The following is a 13,333-nucleotide window of genomic DNA, read 5'->3' on the forward strand; positions in this document are numbered from 1 at the left end:
GCTTAAACCAATTTGCTGGCATCGCGCACAGCGCCTTTATCGGCACTGGTTGCAAGTAACGCATAGGCTTTAAGCGCCAAGGAAACTTGTCTTACACGACCAAGTGGCTTCCACGCATCTTTGCCAAGCGCTTCCATCGCCGTACGGCGCGCCGCGAGTTCAACATCGCTTATCGCAAGCTTGATTGAACGGGCTGGAATATCAATCTCAATGCGATCGCCGGTTTGCACCAAACCGATAGTGCCCCCCGCCGCCGCTTCTGGTGAAACATGGCCGATAGATAAACCCGAAGTGCCACCCGAGAAACGGCCGTCGGTGATCAGCGCACATTGAGTGCCTAGGCCACGAGATTTTAAGTAACTGGTTGGATACAGCATCTCTTGCATACCTGGGCCACCTTTAGGGCCTTCGTAACGAATAACCACCACATCGCCAGCAACCACTTCACCGCCCAAGATCCCAGCAACGGCGTCATCTTGGCTCTCATAAACCCGAGCACTACCGATAAAGGTGTGGTTTTCAACTTCAACACCCGCGGTCTTAACGATACAGCCATCAAGGGCAACGTTACCCGATAGCACAGCCAAACCACCTTCTTGGCTAAAGGCAAACTCACGGCTACGAATACAACCTTCTTTACGGTCATCATCAACACTGTCCCAGCGGCAATCCTGGCTAAAGGCTTTAGTGGTTGGGATACCTGCAGGCCCTGCTGAGAAGAACTTACGCACCGCGGCATCATCGCTTTGGGCAATGTCATATTTAGCTAATACCGCGGCAAGGTTTTCGCCTGCAACGTGGTAGGCGTCATTATGCAATAAGCCCGCACGATCAAGTTCGCCTAAAATCCCCATAACACCACCCGCGCGGTGTACATCTTCCATGTGATATTTAGGCGTAGACGGCGCCACTTTACAAAGGTGGGGGACAAGGCGAGACAGACGATCGATATCTGCCATAGTGAAATCAACTTCCGCTTCATGCGCAGCTGCTAACAGGTGTAATACGGTATTACTTGATCCGCCCATGGCGATATCCAGCGTCATCGCATTCTCAAACGCGTTAAAGTTGGCGATATTGCGTGGCAATGCCGATTCATCATCATGCTTATAATAACGAGTCGCTAAATCCATAATACGGCGACCCGCCTCAAGGAATAACTCACGGCGATCAGCATGAGTTGCAAGCATTGAGCCGTTACCCGGCAAAGATAAACCAAGCGCTTCGGTTAAACAGTTCATCGAGTTGGCGGTAAACATGCCAGAGCATGAGCCACATGTTGGGCACGCGCTGCGCTCAATCTGTTCACTATCTTCGTCGGAGACGCGATCATCTGCCCCAGCCACCATGGCATCGACCAAATCGAGTTTAATGATGTTGCCTGAAAGCTTAGTTTTACCCGCTTCCATTGGTCCACCAGAGACAAATATCACTGGGATATTCAGTCTGAGTGATGCCATCAACATGCCAGGGGTGATCTTATCGCAGTTTGAGATACACACTAATGCGTCGGCGCAGTGTGCATTAACCATGTATTCCACACTATCGGCAATGAGTTCACGTGATGGCAAGCTGTACAGCATACCGCCATGACCCATGGCAATACCGTCATCGACTGCGATGGTATTAAACTCTTTTGCAATACCACCCGCTTCTTCAATTGCGCCTGCAACCAAGGAGCCCATATCTTTTAAATGCACATGGCCTGGTACAAACTGAGTAAAGGAGTTAGAGATAGCGATAATCGGCTTACCAAAGTCGTTATCTTTAACACCCGTCGCGCGCCATAATGCACGAGCGCCTGCCATATTACGGCCTTCGGTACTGGTTGCTGAGCGTAGTTTTGGCATTGCTTTATCCTTGTTTTAAAGAAGGGTTGAGGTCCTAGGTCCTAGGTCCTAAAAAATCTGTCACACCTTCTATTTTCTAATTCGTTAACCTGAGATATCGTTCTCAGCTTTTATGTTTCGTCTAAGCTTTCCGGCTCTTTACCGTCTTGGTTCGTCCGGCCTTTCCGAACGCGGTTCATCTTAGCTTATGCTTTCCTAGGACCTTTCTTAGCTTTTCCTAGCACCTAGAACCTAGAACCTAGGGCCTGCTTTGGCCTGCTTTCCCGGCCTTTCCGTCAGTGAGCAAGCGAACGTTCCGTTATCCGTTATCCGTTATCCGTTAGCGCAGCGTTCGTCTTAGCCTGTGCTTTCCTAGGACCTTTCTTAGCTTTTCCTAGCACCTAGGGCCTGCCTTTAACCTTCTAAAGCCTCCAACCAACCCCATTTATCTTCGGTTTCACCGCTAAACAGGCCGAAGAAACTCTGCTGGATCTCTTTGGTGATCTCGCCGCGTTTACCACTGCCCACTTCGATGCGATCAACACTGCGCACCGGTACAATTTCAGCAGCAGTACCTGTCATAAAGATCTCATCAGCAAGATACAAAAACTCGCGTGACATCTGCTCCTCCACCACTTGATAACCTTTATCTCTGGCAAGGGTCATAATAGTGTCTCGAGTCAGCCCCATCAGAATAGCGGCTGTTGCTGGCGGGGTGTAGATCTTGTTCTTTTTTACCACAAAAATATTGGCACCAGCAGCTTCGCTCACTAATCCATTGGTATCAAGTGCAATACCCTCATCGAAACCATTACGCTTAGCTTCAGTAGAGATCTGCAAAGACGATAAATAGTTACCACCAGCTTTGGCACCGGTTGGAATGGTATTGGGCGCGAGACGATTCCAAGAGGTTACCGCCACATCCACCCCGGCATCCATGCTGTCTTCACCTAGGTAGGCTCCCCACGGAAAAGCGGCCACTAATAAATCGCACTGAGCATCTTTCGGTGGAGTGATCCCCATGCCCACATCGCCATAAAAAGCTAAAGGACGGATGTAGGCACTCTTTAAGCCATTATCTAATACTGCGTCGCTACATGCCTGCATGACATCCTCGAAGCTGTAAGGTATTGGCATACGGTAAATTTTTGCTGAATCAAACAGGCGCTGAACATGCTCTGTTAAACGAAACCCTGCAGGGCCACGGTGAGTATCATAAACTCGAATGCCTTCAAAAACTGACGTGCCGTAGTGCAGCGCGTGAGACATAACATGAACCTTAGCATCACCCCAAGGCATCATTTCACCATTGAACCAAATTAACTCTGCTGTTTTAGCGGCCATATTCTCACCCTTTATGTTGTTCTAATGCTGCTGTGGTATTGCTTACCAATACTTGGCAATCAATCACATCAATAAGCTTATTTATTTGATTAGTTAGTAAGCCGATTTCACGCTCACTTTCCACCAGCATATCGATGCTGGTACTGTTATTACTATTGAGCTGCATGCTCAAGTTAGCGACCTTAAAGCCACGATGGCGAGCTACGCGTAGCACGCGCTCTAACACTTCAGGTTGTTGCTGCACGTTTAACGCTAATGAGTAGTTGTTCATATTCAGGCTCTCCATCTTGCTTTATCGCTCATGCTCTTATGCTCATGCTCTTATGCTTATGCTAAATGCTTAAGTGCTTTAGTGCTTTGTTTCAAACTCACCGCTTTTTGCCGTTAAGTTTGCTTATCCATCTCTTCCATCATGTCCTGGTTTGACGCCCCTGGTGGCACTAATGGCCAAACGTTATGGGCATCATCAATCGATACATGCAGTAAAAAAGGCCCTTGGCTATTGAGCAGTTGATCCAGCCCTGCTTCGACCTCACACGCTTGAGTAATATTACGACCCGGGATATCAAATGCCGATGCCATCTTGACGAAATCAGGGTTGTCAGACAGATCCGTTTCACTGTAACGCTCTTCAAAAAACAGCTGCTGCCACTGCTTCACCATGCCTAGTTTTTGGTTATCAACCAGTAAGATTTTGACCGGTAACCGCTTACGCTTGATGGTGGTGAGCTCTTGCACATTCATCATAAATGAGCCGTCCCCCGAGACCACAACAACAGTCGCATCTGGGCGCGCCACTTTAGCGCCTATGGCAGCTGGCAAGCCAAACCCCATAGTGCCTAGACCCGCACTGGATAGGTGATCTTCTGGGCGATTGAAAAACATGTGCTGCGCTACCCACATCTGATGCTGGCCGACATCACAGGCCACTACACTATCTTGGGGCAACTTATGCGCAAGACGATTAAGCATAGCAGGGGCGTAAATAAGCTCGCCCGGACGGTCATAACGCCATTGATGCTCATGCTTCATCTGCTCAATCTTGGCTTGCCACGGTGCAAACTGCTCGCCTAAATGTTGAGTTAACAGCGGTAAGATCTGGCGTAGGTCACCCGCAATTGCCACTTCTGGTAGACGTAACTTGCCTAGCTCCGCAGCATCGATATCAAGATGGATCACCTTCGCGTTTGCAGCAAAGCTGGCTAAACGCCCTGTCACTCTATCGTCAAAACGTGCCCCCACCACTATCAGCAGATCGCACTCTTGTACCGCAAGGTTAGCTGCCTTTGAGCCATGCATGCCCAGCATCCCCAAATAACCCGGAGTCTCTAACGTGATTGAGCCTAACCCTTTTAGGGTGGCTACCGATGGGATCCCGGTGACCTTGATAAACTCACGAAGTGGCTCAACCGCGCTCGCCATGCCGACACCACCACCCACATATAGCATCGGCTGCTTTGCTTGTTCGATAAGTTGGCGCGCTTGCTTAATCTGTTCTGCAGTGTGCTCTGGCTCCACGCTAACCGCTTGCAATGGCGTCTTGTATTCAAGCATGGCAATTTGCACATCTTTAGGAATATCAACTAAAACAGGGCCTGGGCGACCCGATGCGGCTATCTCGAAAGCTTTATAGAGTGTAGGAACTAACTCATCGACATGGGTCACCATAAAGCTGTGCTTAGTACACGAAAGTGACAGACCTAAAACATCGATCTCTTGAAAGGCATCGGTGCCGATAACCGCAGTAGAAACTTGCCCCGTAATGGCAACCACTGGCACAGAATCTAACAGAGCATCAGCCAATGAGGTCACCAGGTTAGTCGCACCTGGGCCTGAAGTGGCAAAGCACACACCGGTTTTGCCACTCGCTCTAGCGTATCCCACGGCAGCAAACGCCGCGCCTTGCTCGTGTCGGCTTAGAAGGTGCTCTACTGGGCTGCCGTAGAGGGCATCATAAATCGGCATAATCGCGCCACCAGGGTAACCAAACACAGTGGTCACGCCGTGTGCGGCAATCGCCTTTATGACTGCATCTGCGCCTCGTATCATCTGCCCTTGCTCCATCTGCCTCTGTTCCATCTATCAGCGCTCCATTACAATTAACTTATTTCTTAAGGGATTAGATAGAAGCTTTGCTTTTCCTAAGCCCTTAAACGAAAAAACCCCCGTTCCTTTCGGAGCGGGGGTTTTTGCAATCTTAAACCTAGTTTAGGTGTGTCGATTCCATATGCGCGGCCCCCGCTGTGATTTAATAATCACCACGGTAATAATCACAATAATGAGCTGGGCAGCTTGGTTAAACATATTCGACTGGCTTCCTAATCAGGGTCTTTGCTTAAATTTAGTACATTTAGGAATAACACAAAGCCTATAAAAAACACAATAAAAAACTTTTATCATCAAAAATTATCATCTTGTATAAGCGGCTTAGGCCGCCAACTGCATCGAAATAAATGATGTTCTGCCTGACGTAATTAATGTCATTAAGGTATTAATCGTTAATGATTTATAGAAAAATTTTTGCCTCTAATGCCGATTTAAGACACCAAGAGTCTGCACAAACCTATGTGTAGACTCTTAGTAAAAAGTCATTAGCTTTCTTCTACGATACGCTTCATTTCAGTCATGTAACCGCGAAGCTCTGCACCCACTTCTTCAACTGCTGTGTAGCGAATTGCCGCGTTGACTTCAATTAAACGTACGTTATCGACGCCATTGCTGGTGTCTTGCAAACCACCACCTAGGTACTCGGCAGACATATTAGCAACGTAGTCTTTTAGCAATGGTAATGCCGCATGGTTGAATAGGTAACAGCCGTATTCAGCGGTGTCTGAAATCACCACGTTCATCTCATACAAACGCTTACGTGCAATCGTATTAGCAATCAGCGGTGTTTCGTGCAGTGACTCATAGTAAGCCGACTCTTCGATGATGCCCGCTGCAACCATGGTATCGAACGCCAATTCCACACCGGCTTTGATCATCGCAACTAAGAAAATACCTTTATCGAAATACGCTTGCTCATCGATATGTTCATCGCATGTTGGTGCATTTTCAAAACCTGTGTCGTTGGTTTCGCTACGCCACTTAAGCAAGTTCGCATCGTCGTTAGCCCAATCAGCCATCATGGTCTTAGAAAATTCACCGCCAATAATGTCGTCCATATGCTTTTCAAACAATGGCTTAAGAATAACCTTCAACTCTTCAGCCATATCAAACGCTTTGATTTTTGCAGGGTTTGATAGTCGGTCCATCATATGAGTGATGCCGCCATGCTTCAGTGCTTCAGTGGTGGTTTCCCAACCTTGCTGAATAAGCTTGGCCGCGTAACCAGGCTCGATACCGTCGGCAACCATCTTCTCGTAACCTAAGATTGCGCCCGTTTGCAGCATGCCGCACAGGATAGTTTGCTCACCCATCAGATCTGATTTCACTTCAGCGATGAAAGAAGAATGCAGTACACCAGCGCGATCGCCACCAGTTGCACTGGCATAAGCTTTCGCGATATCAAAACCTTCACCCTTAGGGTCATTCTCTGGGTGAACGGCAATCAGTGTTGGTACACCAAAGCCGCGCTTATACTCTTCGCGCACCTCAGTACCAGGGCACTTAGGAGCAACCATGATAACGGTGATATCTGGGCGAACCTGCATGCCTTCTTCAACGATGTTGAAACCGTGAGAATAAGACAGGGTTGCACCTTGCTTCATCAATGGCATCACAGTGTTAACAGCGTTAGTGTGTTGCTTGTCTGGCGTCAGATTTAACACCAAGTCCGCCTCTGGGATTAGCTCTTCGATAGTGCCAACACGGAAACCATTACCCGTCGCTTTCTGGTAAGAATCACGTTTTTCGCTAATGGCTTGCTCACGCAATGCAAAAGAGATATTTAGACCTGAGTCACGCATATTCAAGCCCTGATTAAGGCCTTGAGCGCCACAACCAAGAATAACGATGTTCCAACCCTTGATAAAGTTGCAGCCTTCGCTAAATTCACTGCGATCCATAAAGCGGCATTGAGCCAGCTGCTGTAATTGTTGACGCAAATTCAGAGAGTTAAAATAGTTAGCCATCTGATATACCACCTTGATTCTGGACAGTTAAACGGGCCGACTCGATAGCGAGTCACGCTGTGATTGAACTCACTATAGCGCAAGCATTTCATTGCTTAAAATGATATATTCGAAACATCACGTTGCGTTTTTTGCAACATAAAGCTTGTCGGCACTACTAACGGAGAGATCACTTTGGATATTCGAACCATCAAGCTATACCTGCATCTTGCCGATAGTTTGCACTTTGCTAGAACAGCCCAGGCCATGCATGTGAGCCCATCGACCTTAAGCCGTGCCATGCAAAGGCTAGAAGAGGAAGTGGGGGCGCAGCTGTTTCAACGTGATAATCGCAGTGTGACGTTAACCAGTGCAGGCATAGAGTATCGACACTTTGCCGAGTTAACCTTAGATCAGTGGGCAAAGCTTAAAACTAAGATCGATCCTAAGCAGGACATACTCAGAGGTAAGCTCAATCTGTACTGCTCAGTAACAGCCGCCTATAGTCATCTCCCCGGATTACTGGATCGCTTTAGACGTGAGCACCCGCAAGTTGAGATAGCCCTCACCACTGGTGATGCCGCGAATGCGGTTAATGAAGTGCGCAACAACCGCGCCGATATCGCCATCGCCGCGCTGCCCGATCCGTTTCCCGATAATCTGCACTTTGCCAAGATTGATGATGTGCCTTTGTCTATTATCGCCCCCACCTTTAGATGCCAAGTGCAAAAGTTATTAACTGAATCATATATCCCTTGGGACAGGCTGCCCTTTATCGTGCCGGAGCATGGACCTGGGCGAAAGCGTATCGATAACTGGTTTAAGTCATTAGGCCTAATCCCCAATATCTATGCTCAGGTATCAGGACAAGAAGCGATCGCTTCTATGGTGGCGCTCGGTTGTGGAGTCAGCATTACGCCAGAGGTGGTGATCAATAACAGTCCAGTACGCGACCGTATTCAGCTGCTAACATCACCCATAGACATCCCACCCTTTGAACTAGGCTGCTGCTGTAAGAGTAAACGGCTCGATGAACCGGTAATAGCAGCCTTTCTGCAAGCGATATAACCGAGTACACCATTGATATTAGAGTCATACGCCATCAATATCTGCTCATATTGAATTAGGTTGCTGTTGTAAGAGTAAACGCTTACAACAGCAACTGATTAAGTCATGTAGGCAAGTTAAGCCCAAACCTGATTCAAAACAAAAAACTAAGGCTCCAGCACAAACGGGGTTCTTTGCGTTAACAGCCATACACCACGAAGCGCTCACTTCGTTTGCTACACAGAGGACTCGAAGAAAAGCAAAAGCTCGGCATTGCTCTTCTCCGTGCTCTTCGTGTTCTCCGTGGTTCATTCTTGTCTTTCGAAGTCTGCTGCGGCTAGTCTTTTCGATTGTCACGAACGCCATCAATAATCAGGTTACGCAGCCAACGATGGCTTGGATCCAGATTAAAGTGTTTATGCCAAACTAACACATAGGCACCGGGCTCAACATGCACTGGCACATCGAGGCACACCAGATCATAGTTAACCATCATCTGCTGGATATACTTTCGTGGCGCGCACAAGATCAGATCGCTGTGCTCACATAGATCCATTGCGCAATTAAAGTCGGTCATGTTAACCGCGATAGCACGCTGCAGATGATCTAAACGCAGTACATCATCAAGCAACCACTGCTCCAAACCACCAAAGGCCACCTGCAGGTGACGGTATTTGAGAAAAGTCTCTAAGTTCCATGGCTCTTTTAGCGCAGGGTGATCGCGTCTTAACAAACACACTGGGTAGTCACGAATAAGCTCTGCCGCGCCTAACTCCTCCGGCAAGTTATTCATATGCAGCAAAGAACGTTTATCCCACTCACGGCAGATAATGCCCATATCAATTTCACAGCGTAATAACTGTTCCATACTAGAATGCGACCAAGTATGGCCATTAATGCTCACCTGCGGCGCTTGTTTTAGCAGCTTTGGCATAAAATAGGGGTAAGTCAGTGAGTAAGCCGTTTCAACAATATGCATTCGAAAACGACGTTGACTCTCAGCGGGCTCGAAGGTGCTAGGACGAGTAAATTGATCCAGTTTTTGCAGCACATCCCGCAGCTCAGGGGCTAATTGCAGCGCACGAGGCGTGGCCTTTAAGCCATAAGCTGTGCGTTCAAATAGTTGATCGTCGAAGGTTTCTCTCAGTTTACTCAACTGCTTACTCACCGCAGACTGACTCAAATGCAGTCTCGATGCCGCCGCAGTAACACTCTGCTCTTCAAGCAGCACTTCTAATACTCGGAGTAAATTGAAATCCAGCTGTTTCACAATCAACCTTCTAGGGATAGCCTAAGATATATCTGGCTATAATAAAGAGTTTACAAACTAACGCTATGGATATTCAGCCCAGTAAAATTTTACGTGCCATCTATGCAAATACAGGCAATTAAAAAAGGCAATTTAAAAACAGGTGATTCACTATCCAATCGGCTTTGATAAAACGTTGGCATAAATAGCAGATACAAAAATGCCTTCCAATTAGGAAGGCATTTTCATCGGCTAATCTAGTATCAACTCTACACTAGCCTACAGGACTCTTTTCAACAGTAGCTTTCAAACAAAAGCCGAGGCAACAAAACGCTTAGTCGTTATCGTTATCAGCTTCGATTTCGCGAGCAATGTTTTTGCCGTTCATCACCACGCCTTCAACTTCGATGCGTTGCTGGGTAATCGTATCAAACGTAATTCTGTCTTCATATTGCGTACTTGCATCTACGAAAACGGTAACGCCATTGATAACAAAGCTTTGGGCCACAGAATCAGTAGTTGTAGCAAAACCTTCTTGCTCAAACTCTTTCCAGTTACCCGTGTTGTCGTTACCCGTTGAGCTGTCATCATCGAACTCAACTTCGGTCGCCACTTGCTGCGTACCTTGCTTAACTGAAGTCACTTCAACTAAGGCACCTTGTTTAAGATCAGCCTTCAAGCCATCTTCAAACTTAGTCTGGTTGTTAACAACAAAACGGCCTTGGTAGTTAAGTTCAAACGCAGTTTGTTGTGCGTCAACCCAAGTCACAATACCTTCAACTTCGGTGTCGTTAGCGAGATCGCTATAGTTTTCAACTTCAACACTTGTTGCTTCAAGTGTATTAAGGTTCATTGTGCCTTCTACTTCAACCCACTGGCCATTAGCAAGCACGCCTTCAATGTTGTGAGCTGCAGTGCCAGAGTAATCAACTGTTAGTGCTGCACCAAGCTTGAAGCTTTTAGCGCTATCATCTAAACCCGATAACAGACCTTCCACTTCATAGTGGCCAACTAGGTCTTCATTTTCAAACTTAACGACAGATAACACTTTATAACCAGCATCAGCGGTTGGTAATGACGACACCATCACCCAATCACCTAACTCAATTTCGTTAGGTAACTTGTAGGTTAACGTCATACCGTTAACATCAAATGTACCCGCAGCAGGGTCGATTGCTGTCACTTTACCGGTAATGGTTGGCTCAAGACTTACTTGAACAGCAGCCGCTTTTTGCACAGCACCAACTTGCACCATCATATTAGGCTGCAAATCGTTAATATTTAGTTTAACGTCACCGTAAGATACGCCAGCAACATCATAGCTATAACCGTTTACAACAACTTTATTTTGCGCAGCATCGACTTTATCAATCGTGCCTTTAACCGCTGCAGGAGCCGTAACTACACCGCCGCCGTTATTATTATCGCCACCAGTGTTACCATTGTCAGAAGAACTATCGCTTCCACCGCCACAAGCAGTTAAAATCAGAGCAATTGTTGAAACTAAAGCTATTTTTTTCATCTAAATACCCTTATTTTGTAAGAAGATTATCAAATATGGCTGTATGTTAAAACTTGAACCGTGAAGAGATCGTGAAGAAAGATAAAATAATTTATGAAAGTGCTAATTGTTGATGACAGCCATAACCTAAGTGAAACAATAGCCGACTACTTGGAACTAGAGGGCATGGTGATTGACTGTGCCTATCACGGTGAAGCGGCAATCAATTTACTATCTGAAAATAGTTACGATGTGATTATTATGGATATCATGATGCCAAAACTTGATGGCATCAGCGCAGTGCGTAAATTACGCGAAGACCTATACTGCAACACACCCATTTTGTTCTTAACAGCCAAAGACAGTCTCGAGGATAAAGTCGCCGCCTTTAAAGCCGGAGGTGATGACTACTTACTCAAGCCCTTTGCCATGGAAGAGCTCAGCCTACGATTACACGCGCTTAGTAATCGCGGTCCACGCCAAGATATAGGCACACTGATGTTTGCCGACATCAAGATTAATACGCAAACAGATATTGTGACTCGCTCAGAGTTACCCATTAAGCTCAGCCGTATTCAGCTGAAGATATTAAAAGTGCTGATTAAGCGGGCACCGAGTATTGTTAGCCGGCAAGATGTGAGCGATGCGGTTTGGGGCGATGAATCCCCTCCAAGTGATGCACTGCGTAGCCACATATACGGTCTAAGAACAGCCCTTAATAAAGGCTTCGAACACTCACGATTAGAGACAATACATGGACAAGGTTACCGCCTTAAAGCATAAGCAGTTCCCTAGCATCTACCGAAAGATCCGTTGGAGTTTCGGCTTGATGACTTTTGCCATGTTCAGCTTATTTTGGTCGCTTATTTATATTGCTGAAAACCAAATTGAAAAGATCAGCCTGAATCACTGGTTAGACACAGAAGTATATCGCTATAAGCAGGACTACAAGCTTTATGGTGATAAAACCGTCCTGCCCAATACCAATGAATTCACCACCTATTGGAGTGAGCAAAACATTCCTGAATGGCTCAAAGCTTATACTTCTCCAGGTCTATATGAAAAGTTAATCGGCGAAGAAGACAAGCACTTTATTGTGACCCTGCACCCGTCGAATAGAGGGTTAATGTATGTTGTGTTTCAAGATGATGCCGATGACTACCTTGATGAGTACGAGGAGCACTTACACGATTACATTCTCATTCTAGGGCTACTTATCGGTCTATTAATGACGATATATAGTTTGTACTTTATCCGTACCCTATCCAAGCCGCTGACGATAATTGAACACAAAATCACCCAAATGGCGCCAGATGACCCCGACTTTAGCGTTGATACCCGTTTTGTCGAAACCCGCAATATCGAGCAAACACTGCTAGATAGCCGCAACGATATCAATGGCTTCTTTCAACGTGAAAAGGAGTTCAGTCACTTTGCCTCCCACGAGCTAAGAACCCCTATCACTGTGATAAAAGGTTCAGCCGAACTCTTGGCAAAAATCCCCGACCAGCACCCACTGGCCGTCAACGCGGTAAAGCGTCTGCAACGGGCCAGTGACGAGATGCAGGTACTCACCGACACCTTTCTACTTTTGGGTAAAGAGTCGATTAGCCAACGTTACTATGCCGATGTCAGCCTAGAGGACGCGCTACGTAAACAGCTGCTCGAGATGAAAGAGTTATTTGCCAGACAAGATACTTGTTACGACTTAAGTGTAAACGACGCCGAACTCATCCATGCACCACAGAGCTTTATTGCCATCGTGCTTAACAATGTCATTAAGAATGCTTTTAGTTACAGCGTTGGCGATATCGAGATAGTGCTCACAGGACATACGCTAACGATTACCAATCGCCATGAAGGTAATGAAACTTACAATGCCGGCTACGGTGTTGGATTGGTTATTGTCGAGCGCATCTGTGAACGCATGGGGTGGGATTATCTGCCTCAAGATAATGGGGTTGAGTTTTGCACAACGTTGGTGTTTTCTGCCAAAGGGGATGCCCTTTAGGCATGATTTCATTTGCGTGAAACGGACGCAGGCTTTCAATCTACAGCGATGAACCTTTAGATTCTTCATCGCTTGAATCTTCAAACCAACTTCCTACATTGGTGGTTCCAATGGCTTGCGGCCAGCGTATATGCAGAGGTTTAGGGTTTCATTGGCGTGAAACTAACGCAGGCTTTAAATCTACATCGATGAACCTTTGATTCACCAATTCTTAGGCTAAGTTTGATGTATCTTCCTACATCAGTGGTTCCAATGGCCTGCGGCCGGCGTATGTGCAGACACTGCAGTGACACGCAACAA

10 protein-coding genes are annotated in these 13,333 nt (G+C 46.7%); 3 read left to right on the forward strand and 7 right to left on the reverse strand.

What is annotated here, in order from left to right; genetic code table 11:
* Positions 1 to 2: 2 nt before the first annotated feature.
* From ilvD to ilvC, 5 genes are all read right to left on the reverse strand, one after another.
* Positions 3 to 1,850 (reverse strand): dihydroxy-acid dehydratase, encoded by a 1,848-nt coding sequence (ilvD, locus tag ACVBIO_RS06875; RefSeq protein WP_447162137.1) that lies wholly within the window; start codon positions 1,848 to 1,850, stop codon positions 3 to 5.
* A gap of 393 nt (positions 1,851 to 2,243) precedes the next feature.
* On the reverse strand, positions 2,244 to 3,173 hold the full coding sequence (locus ACVBIO_RS06880; protein WP_447164573.1) for a branched-chain amino acid transaminase: 930 nt from the start codon (positions 3,171 to 3,173) through the stop codon (positions 2,244 to 2,246).
* A gap of 4 nt (positions 3,174 to 3,177) precedes the next feature.
* A complete protein-coding gene (gene ilvM / locus ACVBIO_RS06885) occupies positions 3,178 to 3,444 on the reverse strand; it encodes an acetolactate synthase 2 small subunit (protein ID WP_447162139.1) in 267 nt (88 codons plus the stop codon).
* Positions 3,445 to 3,557: 113 nt separating this feature from the next.
* Entirely contained in the window at positions 3,558 to 5,237 is a 1,680-nt protein-coding gene (ilvG, locus tag ACVBIO_RS06890) for an acetolactate synthase 2 catalytic subunit (RefSeq protein ID WP_447162154.1), read from the reverse strand.
* Positions 5,238 to 5,764: 527 nt separating this feature from the next.
* Positions 5,765 to 7,246, reverse strand: coding sequence for a ketol-acid reductoisomerase (ilvC, locus tag ACVBIO_RS06895; protein ID WP_447162140.1), 1,482 nt, complete (start codon positions 7,244 to 7,246; stop codon positions 5,765 to 5,767).
* A 174-nt stretch (positions 7,247 to 7,420) separates the two neighbouring features.
* On the opposite strand from ilvC, the gene ilvY reads away from it, so the two are divergent.
* Positions 7,421 to 8,293 (forward strand): HTH-type transcriptional activator IlvY, encoded by an 873-nt coding sequence (gene ilvY, locus ACVBIO_RS06900; RefSeq protein WP_447162141.1) that lies wholly within the window; start codon positions 7,421 to 7,423, stop codon positions 8,291 to 8,293.
* Between the two features lie 316 nt (positions 8,294 to 8,609).
* On the opposite strand, the gene ACVBIO_RS06905 is transcribed toward ilvY, so the two are convergent.
* Complete coding sequence (locus ACVBIO_RS06905; RefSeq protein WP_447172305.1) at positions 8,610 to 9,545, reverse strand: LysR substrate-binding domain-containing protein; 936 nt, start codon at positions 9,543 to 9,545, stop codon at positions 8,610 to 8,612.
* A 310-nt stretch (positions 9,546 to 9,855) separates the two neighbouring features.
* The gene (locus ACVBIO_RS06910) at positions 9,856 to 11,043 is read right to left on the reverse strand and encodes a DUF5666 domain-containing protein (RefSeq protein ID WP_447172269.1); all 1,188 of its coding nucleotides are present in this window, start codon (positions 11,041 to 11,043) and stop codon (positions 9,856 to 9,858) included.
* Positions 11,044 to 11,136: 93 nt separating this feature from the next.
* Between ACVBIO_RS06910 and ACVBIO_RS06915 the strand changes: the two genes are divergently transcribed.
* Both ACVBIO_RS06915 and ACVBIO_RS06920 read left to right on the forward strand, forming a co-directional pair.
* A complete protein-coding gene (locus tag ACVBIO_RS06915) occupies positions 11,137 to 11,805 on the forward strand; it encodes a response regulator transcription factor (protein WP_447162143.1) in 669 nt (222 codons plus the stop codon).
* Entirely contained in the window at positions 11,777 to 13,033 is a 1,257-nt protein-coding gene (locus ACVBIO_RS06920) for a sensor histidine kinase (protein WP_447164578.1), read from the forward strand. Before ACVBIO_RS06915 ends, ACVBIO_RS06920 begins: the two co-directional genes overlap by 29 nt.
* The last annotated feature ends 300 nt before the right edge of the window (positions 13,034 to 13,333 follow it).

The organism is Shewanella sp. 0m-8 (assembly GCF_052977265.1).